The following is a 22,383-nucleotide window of genomic DNA, read 5'->3' as shown; positions in this document are numbered from 1 at the left end:
TGCGCGCTACCATTAAAGAAACCTAGCTAAGAGCAGCACGTCCTTGGCTACTTGTGACGAATTGTCATGAAGCCGCCGCTGCAAGCGGACGCCCGTCGAGGCCTGTTGGATCGCACCCCGCAAGTGACATGAGCGTCGCGCCCACATCCTCCGGCCGGACGAAACCGTCAAGCCGCCCGGCAGCCAGTCCCGGCCCCTTCATCATCAGATAGGAGAGCGAGGTGTGATCGCCGGTGCGGACGGCATGAGTGTTAATTTGCACCGAACCGATCTTCGGCGACGTGAGAACACGGATCGGCGCACTGCGATCCCAGACGATAAACATGTCGGGCAGATCATTAATATGCGGACCATCGTAATGATCGTGGGTACGGACCACCCGGGTCACCACAGGCTTGCCGGTTTCCTCGTTGATGATATCGACGAACCCGCTCTCGATTTCATCGAGTACGGACGTATATTGCTCTGGTGGCACCTTGCCCTCCGGGTCGCGACCCATCAGGTTAACGCGAACTGCGCCCGCNATGGCCTTGCATGGGACCGCGAAAAAACGACTGTTGCGGCGCACATCGGCGGCAACGGCATCACTGACCTTGAAGAAGGTGCGGCCCAGTTTATGCTGCACCGATGTAGGCAGAATTTTTCGCAGGATCGAAGGACGGAACGTATTAATTTTGCGCGCCAATGTCGAACGCTGGTCCGGCGGCGATGCCGCGGTGGTTCCATTGTGCAAGCGGCCAATGATTTCCTCGAATACCTTGCCAACGCTATACAGACTCTGGAAACCCAGCCCGCCGTAGAACACGACGGTATCATCCGGCTTCAGCGAACTGATGAGGCGGCCGATAGCCTGATCAACGACCTCGTAGATACGTTTGACCGGATCGCCAAGCTGGCTGGCGAGAGCCTGATCAAAATCCGCCGACTCTCGGTCGTGCAGATGCCAGCCCAGATGGCAGACGTCGTGAATATCCGCGTAGGTGACCATCAACAGGTCCCACGGCTCCTTCTGCATCAAATACTCGATCGCGCGCGTTTTCGCCTCGATGCGCTCAAGATAAAGCTTGATCATGAGCGGGAAGTCTTGATGCTGCAGCTGCCATCGGTCGGCACTCCCTTCAAAGGGATCGGTACCAAAGCGGCGGCTGATATCTTCAATCGCGTTCGCCGGCGTGCTCCGCGGCTTAAGCATACGGAAGTGCGATAACCAGTCGATAATCTCGACGCCGTTGAACTGCGTGTTCAGCGGCGAGCGGTACATATCCACGACAACGCAGTGTTTGCCGGCGTCGCTTATTCTCCGCCACACTGAGGGTACTTTGCAGACGGTGTCGTCGTCGACGGTCGCCAGACGATAGCTACCGGGCTGGAGTTGGATAATGTAGTTGATCCCGTGGCGCCCCATATTGACGCCGGTGGCAAGGTTGACCCACATCTCGCCATTGCCCAGTTCGGGCGGTGACTTGACAATGGCAACCGCCGCCTCTGTACGAATGCGAGCAAGATTCGGCAGGCTCCCCTCGTCCATCCAGCGCTCAAGTAGAACGTTGTCCCCCGAATCCATCGCTACGAAGAATATCCTTCCTGACATCGTCGCTCCATGATGCTTTGGTTTTTGCATAACTCGCCACAATCTCGCGCGTAGCCAAATAACTCCGCATCCACCCCGCAGAGTGCTACGAATGCCCCTACGAATTCAGGCGCAATCTAACCCGGGCGGCATGAGAAGGCTAGTGCTGCAGAGCAACATTCCGGCCACCTCCTCACTTGGGGACCTTGGGATGTGGCGATGACGGCGTAAGGCATTGGAGCAGCCCGAGCCTCCGCGAAGCCCTGGCGCGCGGCTTTTGCCCTTCCTCGGGTTGGTGGTGCATGTTACCGTGCGCGCCGCGCCGCTTTAGAGGACACCCCCTATTCGGCGGCCCGCAATCATCAAAAAGCCAATTATCCTTTAATCTTGAGTGAGTGGAGGCAACAGGTCATGTTGGACGGGAAAGTCCTGGTCGCCCAAGGCGGCGGTCCGACCGCGGTGATCAACGAGTCTATGGTAGGCTGCGTCATTGAATCCCGCAAGATACCGGGCGTAGACCGCGTCTATGGCGCCTATCACGGTGTGCGTGGCATCATCAACGAAGAATTCATCGACCTGACACGCGAGACGACCCATAACCTGGAAATGGTTGGTAATACGCCGACCTCGGCACTCGGCTCCACCCGCGATAAACCCGACGAGAAGTACTGTGCCGAGATCTTCAAGGTCCTACGCGCCCACGGCATCGAGACCTTCTTCTACATCGGCGGCAACGACTCCTCCGATACCGCGCGCATCCTGCACGATCAGGCCCGCGCCGCCGACTATCCGCTGGTCTGCGTCCATGTGCCGAAGACCATCGACAACGACCTGGTGATCAACGACCATACCCCGGGCTTCNCCTCGGCGGCACGCTTCGTTGCCCTGGCCTTCGCCGGCGCCAATCTCGACAACCGCGCCCTGCCGGGCGTCTATGTCGCCGTGGTCATGGGGCGGCACGCGNGCTTCCTCACCGCTGCCTCGGCGCTCGGCCGCAAGTATGAAGATGACGGCCCGCACCTGATCTACATGCCGGAACGGCCGTTCAGCCTCGAGCAGTTCGCCAAGGACGTGCAGGAGGTCTACAACAAGTACGGCCGCTGTATCGTTGCCGCCTCCGAAGGCATCCATGACGCCTCCGGCGAGTTGATCGCAACAAAGCTGGCCCAGCAGGTTGAGCGCGACGCCCACGGCAACGTTCAGCTTTCCGGCACTGGTGCGCTTGCCGACCTGCTTACCGACTACATCAAGAGCAACACCAACATCAAGCGCGTCCGCGGCGATACCTTCGGTTACCTGCAGCGCTCCTTCCTCGGCTGCGTGTCCGATGTGGACGCACGCGAGGCACGGGAAGTGGGCGAGAAGGCGGTGCAATACGCCCACTTCGGCGATCACAACGGCAACCACTCTGGCTCGGTCACCATCCACCGCACCGGCTTCTATTCGGTGGAGTACCGCTTGAGCCAGCTGCAGGATATCGCCGCCAAGACCAAGGTGATGCCGGACGAGTTTATCGCCGCCAACGGCCACAACGTCACCGACCAGTTCCTCCTCTACCTACGCCCGTTGCTCGGCTCGGGCATGCCGGAAATTTCGCGTCTGCGCCTTAACAAGGTCGCGAAAATCCTCAATCCCTAGCCGATCGCCACAAGCTGTCCGGACGCGCTCTCGCCTCGGGCGCGTCCGCCTACCTGCAGCGATCCTGCCGCTTGGCGACGGCTTAGCTGCCACTGAGTGGCCGCTCTGAGCGCAGCAGGCGCCTGAAAACAGGCGATTATCGGCATCGCCAGAGCGGATCTGTCGTCAATTGTCATTATGTGTAGTCATCGCCCGTCGTTTTGCATCGACGCCAAAGATCGTTGCCACATCGAAGAAGTGATGTGAACCCCGCAGACTGGATCCTTTGTGGTTAGAGTTTTCCGCGGCGACATCCCTTGGCCGGGAAGAGCGGAAGACGATGAAGGCATCGAAGTTTTCAGACGCGCAGAAGGCGTTCATTTTGAAGCAGGGAGTTGAAGGTGTGCCGGTTGCGGACATCTGCCACCCGCCGGAACCCTGCTGCATGCCACTGCCAACGTCGCCAACCCCTTCGCCCACCGCTGCTCCGCCGCTGCCGCCTTGGCTCGCGATGACCGAAAAGGGACTGTGGTGCGAACCCGGCCGCTTCTACGTAGATCCCCACCGGCCGGTGAACCGGGCGGTGATCACCCACGGCCACGGCGACCATGCTCGGCCGGGTCACCGCACGGTGCTGGCAACGCCGCCGACGCTCGCCATCATGCGCGCCCGCTACGGCGACGCCGCCGGCCATACCCTGCAGCCCCTGGCCTACGGTGAGGCGATCAGGATCGACGGGGTAACGGTGTCGTTGCATCCGGCCGGCCACATCCTCGGCAGCGCCCAGGTGCGCATCGAGTGCGCCGGCATCCGTGTCGTCGTCTCAGGCGACTTCAAGCGCTGCGACGATCCCACCTGCCCGCCCTTCGAGCCGGTCGCCTGCGATCTCTTCATCACCGAGGCCACCTTCGGCCTGCCGGTGTTTCGTCATCCGCCGGACGCAGAGGAGATCGATCGCCTCCTTGCCTCACTGCAGCTTTTTCCCGATCGGGCGCATCTGATCGGGGTCTACGCTCTCGGCAAGTGCCAGCGGCTGATCGCCCTCGTTCGCCGCACCGGCTATGAGCGCCCCATCTATCTGCACGGCGCGCTTGCCGCCCTGTGCAGCGTCTATGCGCGCCATGGCATTGAACTCGGGCCGCTGCTGCCAGCAACCGGCGGTGCGCGCCGGCATATGGCGGGCGAGATCGTCCTCTGCCCGCCGTCGGCGATCGCCGATCGCTGGTCGCGCGGCTTTCCCGAACCGGTCATCGGCCTAGCCTCGGGCTGGATGCTGATCCGTCAGCGGGCCAGGCAGCACGGCGTCGAGTTACCTCTAGTAATCTCCGACCACGCCGACTGGATCGAACTGACTCAGACGCTGGACGATGTGGCGGCTCCCTCGGTTCTCGTCACCCACGGGGGCGAGGAGGCGCTGGTCCATCATGCCCGTGGCCACGGCTTCCGCGCCGGCGCCCTCTCCCTCGCCGGTTACGCGGAGGACGGCGAGTGAGGGCATTCAGACACCTTGCTCAACAACCTGCGGTTTGCTCACACCAAGCCAGCGTTGATCCGCAGCCTCGTCGCCGACTGCGTTCTGACGTATGCCCAGCGCGGCCACGGCAAACGCTCGTCCTTCTATTCCGACGGCACCTTCGGCTGCTGGCGCCGGACCGCAACGAACGAGGCAAAGCCGGTCCCCGTGGACAAGGCGTACTATGGCTTCAGCGATGCAGAGCTGATGCAGCTGACTGCCGGATGCGGGAGAATACGGCCGGGCCTTTCGGGCCGGTCCGTGCCGTCACCCCCGGTCTGGTCCCGGAGACTGCCTTCGATGCGGTACAAATCTCGCCACGCCACAAGTCCGGTATCGCCATGCGGTTCCCGCGGGTGCAGCACATTCGCTGGGACCTCATCAATCCCCTCATTTAAGCTATGTTCGTCAGTTGGGCGGTGATTGGTTTGTTTTTTAGCATTTCGAGGAACCTTTCGATCAACGGCCGGAGGCGGGGTTCGGGCATGGCCGGGATGAGGTCGTAGAGCATGCAGCCCTGGCGGAACAGGGAATGGGTTCGGCGTTTGGCGGTGTTGACCTTGAGGTGGCGGTCCATGCCGAGCGCTTCGCCGGCCTCGCCGAGCAGGGTGAGGAACAGCACGGCGAAGGCGTTGAGCAGGAGCAGGCGGTCGCGGCGCTGCGGATCGCCGATGCGCACGGCGCCGAGCCCCATGCCGAAGCGCAGATCCTTGGTGTCGCGGAAGCTGGGCTCGATGGTCCAGCGTCTGGCGTAGAGGTTGACGATTTCGCGGGCCGATGCGTCTGCCTTGCTCGTCGCCAAACACCAGGGCTCCTTCATCGCCTTGGCGTGGACACACAGACGACGGCGCCGACCGGTTGCGCGGCGGCAGTGACCGAGGCGCCGCGCAGATGGCGCGCCCGGCCGCCCTTGCCGACCCGCTCGGCCGCCGCCCGGCTTTCTCCGTCGGCGGCGTCGACGCGGATGTCGCCGCGGAACCGGATGACATAGGCGAAGCCCAATTTCGTCAGATAATCGAATAGTTTGCGGTCGCCGAAGCCGCGGTCGGCGAGGATCGTCGCCGCCGGCAGCACCCCGGCAAGGCGGCCGAGACACGCATCCTCGATGGCGTTGCGCTGGCCCGCCAGTTCCGCCTTCAGCATCGTCAGCCACAACAGCGGCGTTGCCCGGCCGTGCCCGGTCACCAGATTGAGCGCCAGCGTCGCCTGCCCGTCGTAACCATCCGACGAAGGCCGCGGGTGGTCCTCGTTTCAGGCTGCGGCGGCGTCGAGGGCCTGGGGTCGCCAGTTCCAGGGGAGGAGTTCGGCGAGGCGGCTGGCGGGGTGGTCGGCGATGCGGCGGAGCACATCCTCGAGCCAGGCCTGCGGATCGACGTCATTCAGCTTGGCCGTCCCGATCAGCGTGTAGATCGCGGCGGCCCGCTCGCCGCCGCGGTCGGATCCCGCGAACAACCAGCTGCGTCTGCCGAGGGCAATGCCACGCAACGCTCGCTCGGCGGCGTTGTTGGTCAGGCAGATCCGCCCATCTTCGAGGAAGCGGGTGAAGGCGGGCCAGCGCTTCAACATGTAGTCCATCGCCTTCGCCAGCTCGTTGTGGCGGGAGAGCCGGCCGCGCTCGCGTCGCATCCAGGCTTCCAGTTCGCCGACGAGCGGTGCCACGCGGCATTGGCGCAGCGCCAGCCGCTGCTCGACGGGCAACCCATTGAGGGGGCGCTCGGCATCGAAGACGGCGTCGATCCGCCGCACCGCCTCGATTGCCAGCGGAGCCTTGGCAACATCTGCCAGCGCGAAGAACTTGCGCCGGCCGTGGCTCCAACACGCCGCCTCGGTGATCGGCCCCGGCTTGCGCGACGGCTCGTAGAGCGCGTTGAAGCCGCCGAACGCGTCGGCCTGCAGAATGCCGGCGTAATCGGTCAAGTGCCGGCGCGGGTGTTCGCCCTCGCGATTGCGGGAGTAGAAGTAGACCGCCGCCGGCGGCCCGGTTCCGTCCAGGTGTGGGCCGCCGAAGGGGCGATCGTCGCGGACGTAGGTCCACAGCCGGCCGGTGATGGTCTTACCTTTGGCGAGCACCGGTACCGTGGTGTCATCACCGTGGAGGCGCCCGGCCGCCAGCACATGGCGGCGGAGCAACTCGACCAGCGGCGACAGGGCCACGGCACAGGCGCCGACCCAATCGGCGAGCGTCGAGACGTCGAGATCGATGCCTTCACGGGCGAAGCCCTCACTCTGCCGGTTGAGCGGCAAATGAAGTCCGTACTTGCCGTAGAGGACCATCGCCAGGAGCCCGGCGCCGGCCCGGCCGCGGGCGATCGGGTGGAACGGTGCCGGCGGCTGGGTGATCCGCTCGCACGCCCGGCAGGTGAACTTTTCACGGACGGTCTGGATCACCTTCCACTGCCGGGGNATCACCTCCAGCGTCTCGGTGACGTCCTCGCCGAGCTTGACCAGCTTGCCCTGGCAGCACGGACAGACCGACGGCGCCGGGATGACGACGCGCTCACGCGGCAGATGCGCCGGCAACGGTGCCCGCACCGGCCGGCGGCGGCCGGTCCCTGGAACAACGCTCTCGTCACGGCGGGGCTTTGCCACGGCGGCCGCAGCCGCTTCGGCGGCACAGGCATCCTCGGCGGCGGTCGCCTCCAGCTCCTCCAACTGCAGTTCCAGCTGGTCGAGCAGACGGCGACGGTGCTCCGACGACGGCCCGAAGCGCTCGCGCTTCAGCTTGGCGATCATCAGCTTCAGATGCGCCACCATCGCCTCGGCGCCCGACGCCCGCGCCTCCGCCTCGAGCCGGGCCGACCGCTCGGCCAGCAACGCCGCCTTCAGCGCTTCGAGATCGTCGGGCAGGATGTCGGGCGACGGGGTCATGCCGCCGATGGAATCACAAAACCGGCCGCTCGACTCGCGAAAAACCTATCCCGCGACGCGCCGCCGCGGTCAGCCCGCCCGGTCCGGCCGGAAGCTGTGGCGCGGGTTCCTCCAGTCAATGCCTTCAAGCAGATAGCCGAGTTGTGCCGGGGTGATCGAGACGACACCATCGGCGGGAGACGGCCAGATGAACCGGCCACGCTCCAAGCGCTTCGCGTACAGCGACATCCCGAGCCCGTCGTGCCAGAGAATCTTGATCAGGTCACCGCGTTTCCCGCGAAAAATGTACAGATCGCCGCCATGCGGATCGCGCTTCAGCGTCTCCTGCACCTGCAGCGCCAGGCCGTTCATGCCGCGCCGCATGTCGGTCCGGCCGACCGCCAGCCACACCCGCACCCCGCCCGGAACCGGGATCATCGGCGGCGCAGCGCCGCGATCACCGCCGCCGCCAGCTCCGCCGGCACCGATGCGGGGATGCGGACCCGCGACGCACCGGAGAACTCGATCTCGATCGCCGGCAGCGACGAACCTTCGCCGGCGCCGGAATGAGCCGCTGCAGCCGTCGCGACCGCCGGCACGCCACCCGCGTCATCGCCGCCGTCATCGCGGCAATGATCGATCCGGGCGTCGACGAGCGGCCTCACCAGCACCTCGGCGAACCCTTCGGCATGCCCGATCTCCCGTCGCCAGCGATAAACCAGACTGGTGCAAACGTCCGCCTGCCGCGCCACGTCCGCAACGATCGCTCCCGGCGCGAACGCCGCCGCGACAATCGCCCGCTTCTGCCCGATGCTGAACCGCCGCCGCCGCTCGGGGTGAGTGAGAACGTGAACCTGCGCCATACCACGCACCGCCTCTCGCATCGGTGCAAACACCAGTGTCAGCACCGGTGCAAAGACAAGCCACACTCATGCCCCGGTCGGAAGGCGGCCCTCGCCGGACGGTTACTGCCCGTCGGCGTCGAAATCGGTCCAGTCCATGGCGACGACGATTTCCTTGCGGCCGCCAACCGCCTCCGGAACCCATTGCCCGAACATCTCCCAGACGGAGACGCCGGCGTTGCTCAGCAGCCTGTCGACCTGTTTGACCGCATGCTTGGTCAGCAATCCCCGCGCCTGCGCCAACGCATGGCCGATCATCGAAACCGCCAGCGACGCACCGGTCATCACCCCCAGCGTGCCGTTGGCCAGCGACGCGATCCGTTTGGCGTGAACATGCCCCGCGAAAACCCCATCAAGAAACCGACGAACGTCGGTCAAACGAAACTCAGGACGCGCTACCCCGTTCACTTCCCCACCCCAACCCTCGAAACCTTCCTCTCACCCTGCATAACCGACCGCCGCCGCCAAGCTCATCCGTAGCAACCCATTGATCCGTATCAAAACTCAAAATGAGGGGATTCCTGAGCGCTGGGACACGCCGGTGGCCGAGACCGACACAGTTGAGGCACTATGGACATTTATCTTAGGTCCTGAGCCTCGCGGATGACTTTACCTGGAGGCAAAGATAGGAAGGCAGAGCGATCTCTTTGACTTTGAGAGTCGAGCAGACTAGGAATCCCCGTCAATATCTTCACGTCTGAAGCCGCGGGTGCTTGCGCGTTTTTTGAGCGAGTCTGTCGGCAAGCTGTGGAACTCGCAATGAATCCCCCACCCGACCTGAACCGTACGGGATGAGCATGACGCGCCCCGCCACGCCATCGCCGATAGCGCCGTCGCGGCTATCCGACGTCACGCGCCATGGCGAGCGGGTTATTTTCATTGGGCCTTTCCCGCCCGATATCCATGGGCAAGCAGTATCTACACTAAGTCTGTATAACTGCCTCGTCCGTGATGGGCTCGCTATATATAAAGTCGATGTAAACACCAAAGAAGGGAAGTCTCTCTCCGGCCGTTTACGCCGGATCTGGAAACATCTACAAGCCGCGACAGTTTTATTGTTCGGTCACCGCGGCGGTGCCTACATTTCAGTTAATGCCAACGTCGGTATGTGGATGACAACCGCACTTGCCCTGCTCGGTCGTATCCGTGGACGCAAGCTGTTCTTGCATCATCACACGTACGCGCATTTCACCCGGAAGATTCCGGCAGCGGATTGGCTCTTCCGGATCGCCGGTCCCACCGCGAACCACATCATGATCTGCCCGCGAATGGGTGAAGACCTTGCACAAGTATACAGCCGGCCGGCCCGAATACTCACCCTCAGCAATATAGACGCTGTCGACCCCACACTGTCGGAGATGTCGGGGCCAACACGCGAGATTCCGGCAAGTCTTGGCCATCTCAGCAATCTGACCGCGGAAAAGGGGATCCTGCGGGTCATTGACGCCTTCCGCGCCGCCAAGAGCGCTGGACTTGCGGAGAGACTGGTCGTCGCGGGCCCCTGTTCCGATGACGCGGCGAAACATGCCGTAGCGGCCGCGGCGAAAGAGTTTGGCAGTGCCTTCGATTACCGAGGTCTCGTCCGGGGCGAAGCAAAGCGCCGCTTTTTCGCGGATATCGACGTGTTCTTGTTTCCCTCTCTCTATCCGAACGAGACCGAGGGGATCGTGACGCTTGAAGCTCTGGCGGCGGGAAAGCCGGCGATCGCCCATGGCCTTTGCTGCATTCCACGAATTTTGAATGATCCGTCGTGTTGTGTGGTCCCTCCCGCTGCGCCATTCACCCCCGCCCTGCTCGAGTTCCTCGCCGCCGTAAGAGCAAACTGGCCGCTCTTTGCAACGGGCGCCAAGGCGAGATTCGAGGCTCTTCGTAAGGAGAGCCAGGAAGAATACACGGAACTGCTGATCGAGCTGCGAGGCGGCTCTGCCGCGACGTAGCCCGAACCTGCCGCGGCGTACGCCTCGAAGCAGATCGCCTGTAGACGTGATCGCAGCTCCGGCAAACTCGGCGGAACGAGCTCGTTGGCGGGATCGCACCCGTCACCCCGCCTTGAGTGGCTTGCAAACTTTGATTGTTTTTCTCCGCTTGCCTGATGCCCAGCAGCTTTCTGTCACAATTGTGACACGGTCGCCTCAGACGATCACGCTGGTTGAAAAACTTAATGCCCGTTGCAGTCCCTTCGCGTGCAAACGGTGCGGCTGACAACACGACAACACGCGAAGGACGGGCTTCTGAGGGAGGCAAAAATGTTCGTTCGCGTATTGACGTTCGCGGTATGCTTGATGCTGACGGTGGGTAGCGCGCGCGCTGCCGAAGAGTATGGCACGCCGGCAGAAGCCAAAGCCATGTTGGAACGCGTAGTGACCGCGATCAAAGCCAACAAGGCGAAGGCATTGGAAGAGATCACCAAGGGCGAGGACGGTTTCAAGGAAAAGGATCTCTACGCTTATTGCGGTGGCCCCGATGGCAACTTCACTGCGCATCCGAAGCTGGTGGGCAAGAGCCTCAAGGACCTGATGGACAAGGGCACCCCACCAAAGCCAGTCGGCGCGGACGTTTACAAGACCGCACAGGAAGGTAAGATCTCGGAAGTATCATATATGTGGCCGCGGCCGAACGACCCGGAGCAGAAGCCGGTAGAGAAGGTCCTCTATGTGACCAAGGTCAGCGATCAGGTCTGCGGCGTAGGCTACTATAAGTAATCTCTGGATCGCCGGCGCAAGGACCACCTCGGACATCCCCGCCCATCAACGGGCGGGGATTTTAGTTTAATCGCCATACTCAGACGACGTGCGGCTGCTCGAGAAATCGGTACAAGTCCGCAAGCGGCAGCGGCTTCGCGTAGAGATATCCTTGCGCTAGTTCAACCTTCAAACCTCGGAGCAACTCGGCTTGGCTCTCAGTTTCGACCCCTTCGGCGATCGAGCGGGCACCAATGTCGTGGGTCAGACCGACGATCCATTCGACGAAACGCGTTGCCTGTTGGTGGCAGCCCAACCGACGAACGAAGCTCTTGTCGATCTTGATGAAGTCGATCTCTGATCCCTGCAGTTGTGCTAGTTCGTTGTTGCCGGTGCCAAAATCGTCAATCGCCACCCGCGCCTGCATCGCCCGAGCGAGCGTAATCGCTTGGCGGCTCAACGCGTCTACGATGCTCGTCTCGGTGATTTCGATGACGATCTGGGCAATGTATTGAATGAGGCCACACCGTTCGGCAACCAACGCCAGCCGACCACGGCCAAGCAATGCAGGCGGCACGTTGATACCCACATGAAAATCCGGCCGCTCGCGCAGCAGCGGGGTCATATCGGCAGCGACCAGTTCGATCACGCGCTCGGAAATCGGTTCAATGAGGCCGGTTTCCAGCGCCACCGCAATAAACGTGTCGGGGGAAAGCAGCATGCCATGGCCGTTGCGCCACCGCAGGAGGGCTTCGACGCCGGAGCAGGATCCGTCCCCTAGACGGACAATCGGCTGGTAAAGGACGGCGAACTCATCACGGTAAAGCGCGTCGTGCAGTTGGCGCGCTAGCCCGCGCAATCCATGATTGCTTCGCGTCGCCTGCGATAGCAACGCTCCCGTCGCCGCCCCCGCCGCGAACCACGCGAGCGCTCTCATGACGTTCGCCATCTTCTCGCCCCTGTCTCTCGGCTGCAGCTGTGACGCACCATTCTTGCCGGCGCCGCGATGGCCAACAAGCGCCAATCGCGGCTAACCGGCTCAATCGCCGAGGGTAGCTACTGCCCCTGATGCATCGGATGTTGCCCACCGGGCATAGCGCCCATGTCAGGCATACCGCTTGGCATCGATGGTGCCCCAGGGGCCATCCCGGCCCCCATCGCCGCCGGCCCCAGCACCGGGACGGTGACTGTCACATCGCCAGCATGTTCGAAGGTCAGAGTCAAGGGGAAGCTCATCCCTTCGCTGAGTGGAGCCTTGAGATCGAACAACATCACGTGCAGACCGCCCGGCGCCAGCGTCGCCGATCCATTCGCCGGCACTTCGATCGACGGCACCGCCTCCATCCGCATAACCGTACCGTCCATGCGGTGGGTGTGCAATTCGGCAGCGCCGGCGACGGGCGTGGCCGCCTTAACCAGCTTATCGGCCATGCCACCGGCATTGCTGATGGTCATGAACGCGGCGCCAGCGCCACCCGGTGCCAGAGTCGCCCGCGCCCACGGCTGGGTGACGGCAATATCGGCGGCCAGCACTGCTGACAGCGGCGCGAATACCAGGGCGGCAACGGTTGCAACCCGGATCAAACCTCTTCGCATTGTATGCACTCCTTTGCTTCGAACTTGCGGCGGTCTCCTGATCGCGATGACGCCGCATCGGCACCAAGCAGCATGGTGGAACCGGGACCGACAAGCATCAAGGCATCCTGAGGTGCGGGTTGCCACATCGTCAGGGAACGTGGCGCCGGCGCCGGCGAAACGAGCCAGTGGCGATGGCTACGGGCGGCCATTATATGCGGTAATCGCCATGTGCAGGGCGAAGAGTCCGCACGCCATCGCCGGGCGACGGAAGACTTCACCGAAGATGTGATTGCCGTTGATGCCGATGTTGAAGCGTTGGCTTCGGCATCGCTCAGCCTCTGCTCGAGTTCGGTCCAGGCAGCAGCAGTGACGTAATCGACGTCGTGATAATGCGGGAGATAGGCGGGCTGTGCCGCTGCGGCTTCTAGGTAGCGACCGGCTGGCAGCCAGCCCAACAGACGGCAGAGATCAATGACCAGGGAAACGCGAGGAATGGCCAAGGGGTGCACAGCAGGGGGCGCGAGGTAAGGAACAGTCCACTGGCGATCAGACGGGGGTACTACGGTCTGAATAGCCCCTAGTTTTCTAGACGCCTTCGGCTTTCAAAAACTGCTGCCGTTCGAACTCGGCGGGTGACAGCATCCCGTTTCTGACCTGCTTGCGCACCGGGTTGTAGAACATCTCGATGTAATCGAACACGTCCTGCCGGGCTTCCTCGCGTGTTTTGTAGGTCCGGCGCCGGATGCGTTCGCGCTTGAGCGAAGAGAAGAAGCTCGGCNNGACGGCATTGTCATGGCAGTTGCCGCGCCGGCTCATCGAGTGCTCGAGATTGTGAGCTCTGATGAACGCAGCCCAGTCCATACTGGTGAACTGCGAGCCCTGATCCGAGTGGATCAGCACCCGTTGCTTCGGTTTGCGCCGCCATACTGCCATGTGCAGGGCCTGCAGCACTACATCGGTAGTCTGCCGGCTCTGNATCGACCAACCCACCACGCGGCGGGAATAGAGATCGGTCACGACAGCCAGATAGGCAAAGCCCTCCAGGGTGCGGATGTAGGTAATGTCGGTCACCCAGGCCCGATCTGGCGCAGCCACGTCAAACTGGCGATCCAGAGTATTGTCGACGGCCAGAGACGGCTTGCCACCATAGCTGCCGGGCCTGCGCTTGTAGCCGATTTGCGCCTTGATACCTGCCAGCCTGGTCAACCGGGCAACGCGGTTCGGGCAACATGTCTCGCCGTGATCCAGCAGGTCATCGTGCAGCTTGCGGTAGCCATAGACCTTGCCGCTGTCATTCCAGGCTTGCCGGATCAGCTCTGTCTGCCGAGCATCTTCCCGAGCCCGTTGGCTCAGCGGGCTCTTTTGCCAAGCATAAAAACCGCTGGGCTGGATGCGCAGGCACCGACACATCGATCGAACCCTGAACTGGTCACGATGCTCGGCAACAAATGCGTATCTCACTTTGCATCCCTGGCGAAATACNGCGGTGGCTTTTTTTAAGATGTCGCGCTCCTCGGTCACTCGGGCCAGTTCGCGCTTCAGCTGGCGGATCTCGGCATCCTTGCTGGCATCGCCGGACACCACCTTCGCCAGTCGCCGCTTCCAAGCATACAGCGAATGCTGACTGACGCCGAGCCGCTCGGAAACCTCAGCTACCGGATACCCACGCTCGGTGATCTGGGCCACCGCATCACGCTTGAACTCATCACTGAAATTGGGCTTCCCCATCGTCGTCTCCTGTCCTCAAAATTAGGATAGAAGGCGTCTAGAAATCTAGGGGCTATTCATCCTCCGCGCGGTAGGGACTGGGCTGCAACGACCGGAATGCCTGCGACTGCAGGTTCTGCTGCTCACCGAATGATCAATCTCATACACACCGAATTCCGCCGGCGACATAGCGGAAAGGATGGCCGCGCGACCTGGGTGCCATTAATCTTGGTGGCATTGAGGTTCGCTGACTGAATTCTGGTTCCGTAGCACGATGAAAATTCCAAACATGGAGGTGGTAGCGATGATGCGGGTTAGCGATTTGATGGTTTCGCTTGAGGACTACAGCCACGTCGCCGTTGGCTCGTCGCTGCAGGACGTCATGCAGGCCGTGGCGACGGCAATGATGGGACCGGCGGCGGATCCGTCGCGACCGCGAGATCGGGGCGTGCTGGTCCAGGCAAAGGACGGCCGCGTCCTCGGCAAATTGTCGCTTTGGGACATCCTGAGTGGATTGAAACCCAGTTTTGAGCCGCCAGTCGATCCATTCGGACGAGTTGATGATCATTTGCTCTGGAGTCAATGGTTGCGCCCCGAGCTTGCAGAAAAGGCGCGAACCACCCGGGTCGAAGACTTATTGAAGCCCCCATCAAGTGACGAAACTATTGAGGCAGAAGCACCGCTTGATCTTGCGGTCTATCGATTGATTCGCGGTCATCACCTTTCGCTGCTGGTGATGCGTAACGCAGAGATTATCGGCGTTTTGCGCTTGAGCGACGTATTCAAAGCGGTCAACACCATGATCGCGGCCACCAAGCGGCAGCCAACGCCCGCCTGATCGCCGCCGCCCGAGATAGACCTTCACTGACGCCAAAGCAGGCGTGCGCTTCGCGATGGGCGCATGCAGGGCGCGTATATTGCTTCCTTAGAATATGATACTAACTCTTATTCGCACTATAATTATACAAAGAAGCTATACTGCACCATCGCGCTCCGGCTTGTTTTTATATGGCCATTACCCGAAGCTACGAGCAACCGAGCGGTACGACTGTCAAATTAAGATGCCAGAACACGGCAGATAAAGCCGCACAAGAAAGCAACCGGCAAAATATCAGTTCGTACAGCCGTCCCTTAAAGTCATGCCCAAGCGGGCGTAACTATTGAGAAAGAGGCTTGCTTTACCATGATTCCCGACACCCTCAATGGGGCACTTCTTCTTAGTCTGATCGACTTCTTCCTCAGTTTCATCATTATTGGAGGCATCGGCCTTATCCTTGCAGCCTTTCCCGTCCTTAATCGGTTCGGCGCCATCTCTGACGAAAGCCTGAAATCCGGCCACTAAAAGTGCAAGGAAGGGAGACCTCACATGTGGGACCAGATATGGACATTCCTGCAAGCGCTGGCCGCTCAGACGGGCGCTGCAAAGTTTTGGTGGGGCAACGCGGTGATGATAGTCATCGGTTGCGTCATGATTTACTTAGCTCTATCAAAAAAATATGAACCATTCCTGTTAATCGGAATCGGTTTTTCCTGTATCGTCTCCAACGTTCCTGGCTCTGACCTTATCCTTCCGGGTGGACTTTTTCACTACGCCTATCAGGGCGTGGCCTTGTTGATCATTCCGCCGTTGATTTTCCTCGGTGTCGGCGCAATGACTGACTTCGGGCCAATGATCGCCAACCCGAAGCTGGTACTTCTCGGCGCCGGTGCCCACCTTGGCATCTTCGTCGCCCTGATCGGCGCCAAGGCGATCGGCTTCACCATTCACGAGGCGGGTGCGATCGGAATCATCGGCGGTGCCGACGGTCCCATGGCCATCTTCGTAACGATGAAGCTAGCGCCGCATCTGCTACCGCAGATTTCCGTAGCCGCCTATTCCTACATGGCGCTTATGCCGCTGATCCAGCCGCCGGTGATGAAACTGCTGACGACGAAAACGGAACGCGAGATGGGCATGCCACCGATGCGCAAGGTGACACGCCTTGAAAAGATCGTTTTTCCTATCGTCATCGCCATCGTCGTCAACATGTTCTTCCCGCCAGTGGCGCCGTTGATCACCATGTTGATGCTGGGCAACTTGCTCAAGGAAGTGCTGATGGTCGAGCGGTTGGCGAAGACGGCAGGCGGCGGGTTGATGAACATCATCACCATCACGCTGACTCTCGCCATCGGCTCGACAATGAATGCCGATACGTTCGTGACCTTCAAGACACTCGAGATCGTCATGCTCGGTCTCATTGCCTTCGTCTTCGGCACTGGCTCCGGGGTGCTCACGGCAAAGGCCATGAACCTCTTCATGAAGGAGAAGATCAACCCGCTGCTCGGCTCGGCCGGTATCGCTTCCGTGCCAATAGCCGCCCGCGTCTCGCACGTTGTCGCCAACAAGGCCAACCCGAACAACTTCCTCATCTACCATGCGATGGGCCCCAACTTAGCGGGCGTGTTCGGAACGGCCATCTCCGGTGGCATCATGCTGGCGTTGCTGGGCGTCCAATAGTTCAATGGTCTCGGGATGCGGGGGCGGAGCAAGCGAGTGCCTGCCCTCACTCCTGTGCAGGATGAAAACTTCAACCCCACGTCGCGGGCATGGATGGCACGATTACAAACGTAAGCCAGGTACCGAGAAAACGGCCGGCGAGGCAATCAACAGTTGCTCGCCGGCTGTTGCCATACCTTGCGGCAACGGCGATCACCGGTTGTGCACTTCTGCTCGCGCACCTCATAGCGATCGAACTCGCCGTCGGCAACGTCACGCTGATTTTTCTTGCCAGCGTTGTCTTCTGTGCTGCCCGATGGGGATTGCCGCCGGCCCTTCTCGCCTGCGTACTGAGCGTTCTGTCACTCAATTTTTTCTTTCTTCCCCCTTGCACAACCTCGCCGTTGATGACCCGGACAACATCGTCACCGTCTTGGTATTCGTCGGCGTAGCGGTTTTCATCGGCCGCCTGACAGCTCGCGCGCGCGCCGATGCGCGGCTTGCCGGCCGTCGGGCACAGACCATGGAAGACCTCTACGTCTTTGCCCGACGCTTGACGACCATCAATGATCTGGCGGCGTTGACGGATCTTACCGTTGGCCATGTGGCCGCCGCACTCGGCGTCGAAGTGATCCTGATCCTGCCGGAGCGCGGAGGAACTGGCCGCTCGCGCCACGATCCCTGCCATCGAAACGATCGAATCCGCCGACGTTGCCGCGGCGGCAGATCGATGGTTGAGCGCGCGAAGCGCCGATGGTTGCGTCGGGCAGATGACCACAGCCCATTTTCTCTTCCTGCCGCTGCAGGCGGTGAAGGGCCTCGTCGGCGTACTCGGATTGAGCCGGGCCGGTCAGCCACCGCTGTTGAGCCTCGAAGACCGGCGGTTTGTTGACGCCATTGCTGACCAAGTGGCGGTGGCGATCGAGCGACTGTCGCTCGCAGAAGATGTGGAGCGGGCGCGCGTCGCGGTGGAGACCGAAAGCCTGCGTTCGGCGATGCTGTCGGCCATCTCCCACGACCTGAAGACGCCGCTCGCCTCGATCCTCGGAGCGGCGACCAGCCTTGGCAGCTATAACTCTTACTTCGAGCAGCAGGAACGCGACGATCTGGTGGCGACCATTCGCGAGGAGACGGAGCGGATGAGCCGGTTCGTTGCCAATCTGCTCGACATTACCCGCGTTGAATCCGGCAGTCTCGAGGTAACCTGGGAAGCAACGGACATCGAGGAGGTGATCGGGGCAGCGGTGCGTCGGGCACGGCCAGTACTTGGAAGCCATCGTCTCAATCTACGAGTGGCCGACGATCTACCGATGCTCAATCTCGATGGCGTGCTCCTGGAACAGACAATCTTCAATTTGCTCGACAATGCCGGCAAGTATTCACCGTTGCAATCGACGATCGCCATCGACGCGAGGCGCATCAACGATCGGATTGTGATCAAGGTTCTCGACGAAGGGCCGGGTATTCCCCACCAGACTTGACGCGGATTTTCGAGAAATTCTACCGATCCGGCCACCGCGGACGGCAGCGCGCTGGCACTGGGCTCGGTCTCGCCATCTGTCGCGGCTTCGTCGAAGCGATGGGTGGACGAATCATTGCCGGTAATCGCACCGATCGATCGGGAGCCGTGATCATGATGGGCTTTCCACTGTCGCGGGAGGCAGAACGCCTCCGACTGCCGGACAGCGACGATGACTGAGCCAGTCTCTGTCCTCGTCGTCGATGACGAGCCACCGATCCGGCGATTTTTGCGCACCAGCTTGTCGGCTCAGGGATATCGGGTGGTGGAATCGGAAACCGGGGGAGAGGCGCTCGAGCGTCTGCGCAACAGCCGCGCCGACGTCGTCGTGCTCGACCTCGGCCTACCCGACATGGACGGGATCGAGGTGATCAAAGCCATCCGGCATAACTCGTCGGTGCCGATCATCGTGCTTTCCAGTCGCAACGACGAAAAAGGCAAGGTGCAGGCGCTCGATCTCGGCGCCGACGATTATCTGACCAAGCCTTTCGGCATGGAGGAATTGATCGCCCGCATCCGCACCGCCCTCCGCCACCGCTTTCAGCAGCTCGGAGAGCGCGCAGCCTACCGAAATGGCATCCTTTGCGTTGACCTTGTCCGACGCCTTGTCAGGGTCAACAACGAAGAGATCAAGCTCTCACGCAAGGAATATGCGATCCTTGCTCTACTTGTTGCGCATGCTGGTAAGGTATTGACCCACCAGTTCATGCTAAGAGAGGCATGGAATACACCGACAGACGTACAATATCTACGCATTTACATCAAGCAGCTCCGACAAAAAATCGAACCAGACCCACAGGAGCCGCGCTACATTCTGACCGAGACGGGCGTCGGTTATCGCCTGCATGAACCGGGATAGAGCATCGAACGTGTTGCGGACCCCGGGAGCGGCGGATGCTTGCTTGTGATCCGACGACCACGCTGGTGCGTAAGTGCCAAAGCCCTAACTACTACTACAGTTGCATTTTATCCTCTAATATGGTTCCGTTGCCTGCGGCTGTGGGAGGGCGACGGATGGGTGTGGCGGAATGGGCGGGCACGCTTGTTGATTGGAAGGCGGAGCTCGAGGGGTTGAGGCGGGTGATCGCGCCGGCGCTGGGGCGGGCGGAGACGCGCCGTTCGGCCGGGATGTTCATCGACGGGCTGTTCTCGGCGGCATCGCGCAAGACCGGCTGGATGCTGGCCGAACAGGCGGGCCTCGAGGCACCCTATCGCCTCCAGTCACTGCTCGGACGCAGTTCATGGTCGGCAGACCAGCTTCGCGATCTGGTGCGCGGGTACGTGACGAACGCGCTGGGTGATCCGGGCGGCGTGCTCGTTGTCGATGAGACCGGTTTCCTGAAGAAGGGCCGGCACTCGGTGGGTGTCGGCCGTCAGTACTCGGGCACCGCCGGCCGGATCGAGAACTGCCAGGTCGGCGTTTTCGTCGCCTACGCCAGCCGCTGGGGCCACGCGCTCATCGACCGGCAGCTGTACCTGCCGAAAGACTGGGCGGACGATGCGACGCGCCGCCGGACGGCCGCCGTGCCGGACGACGTCGAATTCAAGACCAAGCCGGCGATGGCGCGGGAGATGATCGAGCGGACGCTCGACGCCGGCCCGCCTTGCGCCTGGGTTCTCGCCGATGCGCTCTACGGCTCGGACAGTCAACTCCGGCACCTGCTCGAGGGCCGCGGCCAGCCTTATGTCCTTGCCGTACGCTCCAACCACACCCTTCGCTTCCTCGAGGACGGGACCCTCGTCCAGACCGACCCTGCCACCATGCTGGACACGCTGGCGGACGATGCGTGGTCGTCGCTGACCGCCGGCGAGGGGGCGAAGGGTCCAAGGCTCTACGACTGGGCAAGGCTGCCGCTCGGATGGTCGACGGATGACGGTTTCGAGCGCTGGCTGCTCATCCGCCGCAGCCGGCGTGATGCGCAAGCACTCGCCTATTACCTTGCCTATGCCCGGCAAGGCACGTCCCTGCCCGAGCTTGCCGCTGCCGCAGGCCTCCGCTGGACGATCGAGGAGTGCTTCCTGCGGGCGAAGGACGACCTCGGCCTCGATCACTGCGAGGCGCGCTCCTGGCACGGATGGCATCGCCACATGAGCCTGGTCCTCGCTGCCGCCGCCTTCCTCGCCAAATTGTCGGCCGACNCAGCGCCGGATCGCCTTCGATAAACGGGACAAAACGAGTCCGGCCGCCGCGGCCGCATGACCGTCCCGCTCGCCACGCCGGAAATCCGCCACATGCTCGAAAGGATCCTGTTCCGGGCGAAAACCCATCCCGCCTTCGTCTGGGCCTGCTCACGATGGCGCCGCAGCCACCAAACGACAGCCGCCAGCAGTCACCGCAAGAGCCGCCAGCAGTCACCGCAAGAAACGACTAGAAACGCAACTGTAGTACTAGCTCATGGTCTGGAACAATCGCCAGCAGGCGCTCTAGTGTCGACTATTCGTCCATCATTGGGATTGCGCCATCACGAATGAGGTCGTCAATGCTACGATCACGAGCCTTCGACTGGCGCGGTCGCGCTGATACAGGCATGAATCAAGCCTAGACAAGACCAACTTGGGCGAACTTTGCCTGAATGATCTCAGAGTCGAATGGTTTCATGATATACTCGTCCGTTCCGGACGTGATCGCTTGCTGAATGTGATTTATATCGTTCTCGGTTGTGCAAAACACGACGATCGGCTCTTCGCCCTCAGGTAGTTGACGGAGCGCCAGCAGGAAATCCAGCCCATTCATGATCGGCATATTCCAGTCAAGCAGGATCGCATCCGGCATCCAGTCCTGGCACGCTTTCAGTGCTTCGGCACCATCCGCTGCCTCCCGCGTTTCGAAGTCCAGATCCTGAAGGATTCGCTTGGCAACGCTACGAATTATCCGAGAATCATCCACAATCAAGCATTGCTTCATGTTCGTTCTCAACCTCTCGATGCACCGGCAGAACCCTGGATCGCCTTGCCAAATTGCCGACTTACGGACCTGCGGTTAATGAGGGCGCGCAAGCGGCTGCCTTATGCGCAGACATGTTGACGTCCTTGTTCACGTTTGTCGCCGACGGGCACCCTGAGGGTGACATCGACCCTCTCACCCGGCTCGCTGGCCCATCCCAGTTGCGCCTGCAACTGGGCCGAAAGCCGTCCCGCGTAGTACCCGACAACGGTTCGTGGCGTCAGATCCACGCAGCTGCCCACCGAGTAGGCGTCCAAGGATGATTGAGGCAGGTGTGCTCCCGTTCCCGCGGCCCTGATACGGGCCTTGAACCAGCCTTGCGCGCGCGAAACCTTGATCGACACGGTCCCTCCTCGTGGCAGAGCCTCCGTCGCAATAAGCATCAGGCAGAGAAGCAAGCGTGCCTCCGGAATAGGAAGCGAATGCTCTGGAGCAGACCTCGCAGCATCCCCTTGCATCCACTCGATCCGCAATCGACTGCTCGCCAAAGCCCCTCTTGCGAGCGATAGCAGCGATAGCAACGACGTGCTGGCCGCCACACCATTGCCATTTTGTCCGTAGCCAAAGGCAAAGCGGAAGAACGCGAGACGGGCAGCGGCAGCGCGGGCGCTCTCAGCAACGAGCGCCAGCGCTTCTTCATCGATGCGGTTATCAGCGTCACGCAGATCGTCTGTTGCCGCCGCAATGCCAATCGATCCGATCAAATCGTGGCAAATCCGCGAACTCAGCAACTGGGCCAATTGAATTGCTTCGGCATCGGTTGGCGCGGTGCGCAACTTTGTCGAGAGCGAAGCATGGGTTTGTTGGACGCCGATTGTGTGCCCCGGGTGCGAGCGGTCCGCCTGGTGAACTGTAAGCTGAGGGTCGACGATGAGTGAAGGCGAGCAGTCCATGTGCAACACCCAAAATACCCGTTTAACACGATGAATGTTAGAAACATCGCCATATATTTGCACAATCCGGACCGTATGTAAACCATAAAGGGTGTTATAGTGCTTTATGCGTGCATAACGTGCACCCCTAGATAAG

Annotated in this window: 20 protein-coding genes and 4 pseudogenes; 12 read left to right on the top strand and 12 right to left on the bottom strand. The window is 61.6% G+C overall.

The genetic code is table 11. The features are described 5' to 3' along the window. Positions 1–64: 64 nt before the first annotated feature. Complete coding sequence (locus HQ394_RS17070; RefSeq protein ID WP_190261219.1) at positions 65–1,564, bottom strand: alkaline phosphatase family protein; 1,500 nt, start codon at positions 1,562–1,564, stop codon at positions 65–67. Positions 1,565–1,981: 417 nt separating this feature from the next. Between HQ394_RS17070 and HQ394_RS17065 the strand changes: the two genes are divergently transcribed. Then, a complete protein-coding gene (locus HQ394_RS17065) occupies positions 1,982–3,208 on the top strand; it encodes a 6-phosphofructokinase (protein WP_190261218.1) in 1,227 nt (408 codons plus the stop codon). 165 nt (positions 3,209–3,373) lie between these two features. On the opposite strand, the gene HQ394_RS17060 is transcribed toward HQ394_RS17065, so the two are convergent. After that, entirely contained in the window at positions 3,374–3,667 is a 294-nt protein-coding gene (locus tag HQ394_RS17060; RefSeq protein ID WP_190263426.1) for a hypothetical protein, read from the bottom strand. Positions 3,668–3,698: 31 nt separating this feature from the next. Here HQ394_RS17060 and HQ394_RS17055 point away from each other — a divergent pair, with 31 nt between their 5' ends. Beyond that, entirely contained in the window at positions 3,699–4,679 is a 981-nt protein-coding gene (locus tag HQ394_RS17055) for a ligase-associated DNA damage response exonuclease (RefSeq protein WP_223291679.1), read from the top strand. Positions 4,680–4,924: 245 nt separating this feature from the next. After that, positions 4,925–5,098 (top strand): hypothetical protein, encoded by a 174-nt coding sequence (locus HQ394_RS20855; protein ID WP_190261216.1) that lies wholly within the window; start codon positions 4,925–4,927, stop codon positions 5,096–5,098. On the opposite strand, the gene HQ394_RS21325 is transcribed toward HQ394_RS20855, so the two are convergent. The 5 genes and pseudogenes from HQ394_RS21325 to HQ394_RS21630 all read right to left on the bottom strand — a co-directional run. Next, positions 5,095–5,796, bottom strand: coding sequence for a transposase (locus tag HQ394_RS21325; RefSeq protein WP_407644705.1), 702 nt, complete (start codon positions 5,794–5,796; stop codon positions 5,095–5,097). The genes HQ394_RS20855 and HQ394_RS21325 overlap by 4 nt on opposite strands. Positions 5,797–5,951: 155 nt before the next feature. Continuing rightward, positions 5,952–7,568, bottom strand: a complete 1,617-nt coding sequence (tnpC, locus tag HQ394_RS17035; RefSeq protein ID WP_190261213.1) for an IS66 family transposase — start codon at positions 7,566–7,568, stop codon at positions 5,952–5,954. Between the two features lie 69 nt (positions 7,569–7,637). Beyond that, positions 7,638–7,985 carry an IS66 family insertion sequence element accessory protein TnpB gene (gene tnpB, locus HQ394_RS17030; RefSeq protein WP_190261212.1) on the bottom strand — a complete coding sequence of 116 codons (348 nt, stop codon included), beginning with the start codon at positions 7,983–7,985 and terminating at the stop codon, positions 7,638–7,640. Next, on the bottom strand, positions 7,982–8,476 hold the full coding sequence (tnpA, locus tag HQ394_RS17025; protein WP_223291677.1) for an IS66-like element accessory protein TnpA: 495 nt from the start codon (positions 8,474–8,476) through the stop codon (positions 7,982–7,984). The genes tnpB and tnpA overlap by 4 nt, the downstream gene beginning before the upstream one ends. 45 nt (positions 8,477–8,521) lie before the next feature. Beyond that, positions 8,522–8,662 (bottom strand): annotated as a pseudogene (locus HQ394_RS21630) (IS4 family transposase); the annotation flags it as partial. Between the two features lie 578 nt (positions 8,663–9,240). Between HQ394_RS21630 and HQ394_RS17015 the strand changes: the two are divergent. Next, positions 9,241–10,386 (top strand): glycosyltransferase family 4 protein, encoded by a 1,146-nt coding sequence (locus HQ394_RS17015; RefSeq protein WP_190261210.1) that lies wholly within the window; start codon positions 9,241–9,243, stop codon positions 10,384–10,386. Positions 10,387–10,695: 309 nt separating this feature from the next. Beyond that, positions 10,696–11,151 carry a cache domain-containing protein gene (locus tag HQ394_RS17010; RefSeq protein ID WP_190261209.1) on the top strand — a complete coding sequence of 152 codons (456 nt, stop codon included), beginning with the start codon at positions 10,696–10,698 and terminating at the stop codon, positions 11,149–11,151. 79 nt (positions 11,152–11,230) lie between these two features. On the opposite strand, the gene HQ394_RS17005 is transcribed toward HQ394_RS17010, so the two are convergent. The 3 genes from HQ394_RS17005 to HQ394_RS16990 form a co-directional block, all read right to left on the bottom strand. Then, positions 11,231–12,067 (bottom strand): EAL domain-containing protein, encoded by an 837-nt coding sequence (locus HQ394_RS17005; RefSeq protein ID WP_190261208.1) that lies wholly within the window; start codon positions 12,065–12,067, stop codon positions 11,231–11,233. Positions 12,068–12,186: 119 nt separating this feature from the next. Next, a complete protein-coding gene (locus tag HQ394_RS17000) occupies positions 12,187–12,726 on the bottom strand; it encodes a copper chaperone PCu(A)C (protein ID WP_190261207.1) in 540 nt (179 codons plus the stop codon). Positions 12,727–13,293: 567 nt separating this feature from the next. Beyond that, the gene (locus tag HQ394_RS16990; protein WP_190261205.1) at positions 13,294–14,436 is read right to left on the bottom strand and encodes an IS3 family transposase; all 1,143 of its coding nucleotides are present in this window, start codon (positions 14,434–14,436) and stop codon (positions 13,294–13,296) included. Between the two features lie 253 nt (positions 14,437–14,689). Here HQ394_RS16990 and HQ394_RS16985 point away from each other — a divergent pair, with 253 nt between their 5' ends. The 7 genes and pseudogenes from HQ394_RS16985 (at position 14,690) to HQ394_RS16950 (ending at position 20,610) form a co-directional block, all read left to right on the top strand. Continuing rightward, entirely contained in the window at positions 14,690–15,253 is a 564-nt protein-coding gene (locus HQ394_RS16985) for a CBS domain-containing protein (RefSeq protein WP_190261204.1), read from the top strand. Positions 15,254–15,598: 345 nt separating this feature from the next. Beyond that, positions 15,599–15,757, top strand: coding sequence for a hypothetical protein (locus HQ394_RS16980; protein ID WP_190261203.1), 159 nt, complete (start codon positions 15,599–15,601; stop codon positions 15,755–15,757). A gap of 24 nt (positions 15,758–15,781) precedes the next feature. After that, positions 15,782–16,912 (top strand): sodium ion-translocating decarboxylase subunit beta, encoded by a 1,131-nt coding sequence (locus tag HQ394_RS16975; protein ID WP_190261202.1) that lies wholly within the window; start codon positions 15,782–15,784, stop codon positions 16,910–16,912. An 89-nt stretch (positions 16,913–17,001) separates the two neighbouring features. Then, positions 17,002–17,345, top strand: a pseudogene (locus HQ394_RS21320) (DUF4118 domain-containing protein); the annotation flags it as partial. Between the two features lie 205 nt (positions 17,346–17,550). Continuing rightward, a pseudogene (locus HQ394_RS20600) lies at positions 17,551–18,590 on the top strand (GAF domain-containing sensor histidine kinase). After that, positions 18,583–19,269, top strand: a complete 687-nt coding sequence (locus tag HQ394_RS16955) for a response regulator (protein WP_190261198.1) — start codon at positions 18,583–18,585, stop codon at positions 19,267–19,269. The pseudogene HQ394_RS20600 and the gene HQ394_RS16955 overlap by 8 nt, the downstream one beginning before the upstream one ends. A gap of 155 nt (positions 19,270–19,424) precedes the next feature. Then, positions 19,425–20,610, top strand: a pseudogene (locus HQ394_RS16950) (IS701 family transposase). Positions 20,611–20,949: 339 nt separating this feature from the next. Here the strand turns inward: HQ394_RS16950 and HQ394_RS16945 are convergent. Together HQ394_RS16945 and HQ394_RS16940 are read right to left on the bottom strand one after the other, a co-directional pair. Continuing rightward, positions 20,950–21,315 (bottom strand): response regulator, encoded by a 366-nt coding sequence (locus HQ394_RS16945; protein WP_190261197.1) that lies wholly within the window; start codon positions 21,313–21,315, stop codon positions 20,950–20,952. A gap of 101 nt (positions 21,316–21,416) precedes the next feature. Then, positions 21,417–22,247, bottom strand: a complete 831-nt coding sequence (locus HQ394_RS16940; protein ID WP_223291675.1) for a histidine phosphotransferase family protein — start codon at positions 22,245–22,247, stop codon at positions 21,417–21,419. Positions 22,248–22,383: the final 136 nt, after the last annotated feature.

The organism is Defluviicoccus vanus (assembly GCF_014672695.1).
In the GTDB taxonomy this organism is placed as follows: Bacteria; Pseudomonadota; Alphaproteobacteria; order Rhodospirillales; family Defluviicoccaceae; genus Defluviicoccus; species Defluviicoccus vanus.
The sequence above is the reverse complement of the archived record's forward strand: the minus strand, read 5'-3'. Positions and strand labels throughout refer to the sequence as shown.

What these genes read in the sequence shown, in the direction of transcription:
- HQ394_RS17055 (WP_223291679.1), top strand. Translation starts at nt 3,699, where the DNA reads ATGACCGAAAAGGGACTGTGGTGCGAACCCGGCCGCTTCTACGTAGAT.
- HQ394_RS20855 (WP_190261216.1), top strand. Translation starts at nt 4,925, where the DNA reads ATGCGGGAGAATACGGCCGGGCCTTTCGGGCCGGTCCGTGCCGTCACC.
- tnpB (WP_190261212.1), bottom strand. Translation starts at nt 7,985, where the DNA reads ATGATCCCGGTTCCGGGCGGGGTGCGGGTGTGGCTGGCGGTCGGCCGG.
- HQ394_RS17015 (WP_190261210.1), top strand. Translation starts at nt 9,241, where the DNA reads ATGAGCATGACGCGCCCCGCCACGCCATCGCCGATAGCGCCGTCGCGG.
- HQ394_RS17010 (WP_190261209.1), top strand. Translation starts at nt 10,696, where the DNA reads ATGTTCGTTCGCGTATTGACGTTCGCGGTATGCTTGATGCTGACGGTG.
- HQ394_RS17005 (WP_190261208.1), bottom strand. Translation starts at nt 12,067, where the DNA reads ATGAGAGCGCTCGCGTGGTTCGCGGCGGGGGCGGCGACGGGAGCGTTG.
- HQ394_RS17000 (WP_190261207.1), bottom strand. Translation starts at nt 12,726, where the DNA reads ATGCGAAGAGGTTTGATCCGGGTTGCAACCGTTGCCGCCCTGGTATTC.
- HQ394_RS16985 (WP_190261204.1), top strand. Translation starts at nt 14,690, where the DNA reads ATGAAAATTCCAAACATGGAGGTGGTAGCGATGATGCGGGTTAGCGAT.
- HQ394_RS16980 (WP_190261203.1), top strand. Translation starts at nt 15,599, where the DNA reads ATGATTCCCGACACCCTCAATGGGGCACTTCTTCTTAGTCTGATCGAC.
- HQ394_RS16975 (WP_190261202.1), top strand. Translation starts at nt 15,782, where the DNA reads ATGTGGGACCAGATATGGACATTCCTGCAAGCGCTGGCCGCTCAGACG.
- HQ394_RS16955 (WP_190261198.1), top strand. Translation starts at nt 18,583, where the DNA reads ATGACTGAGCCAGTCTCTGTCCTCGTCGTCGATGACGAGCCACCGATC.
- HQ394_RS16945 (WP_190261197.1), bottom strand. Translation starts at nt 21,315, where the DNA reads ATGAAGCAATGCTTGATTGTGGATGATTCTCGGATAATTCGTAGCGTT.
- HQ394_RS16940 (WP_223291675.1), bottom strand. Translation starts at nt 22,247, where the DNA reads ATGGACTGCTCGCCTTCACTCATCGTCGACCCTCAGCTTACAGTTCAC.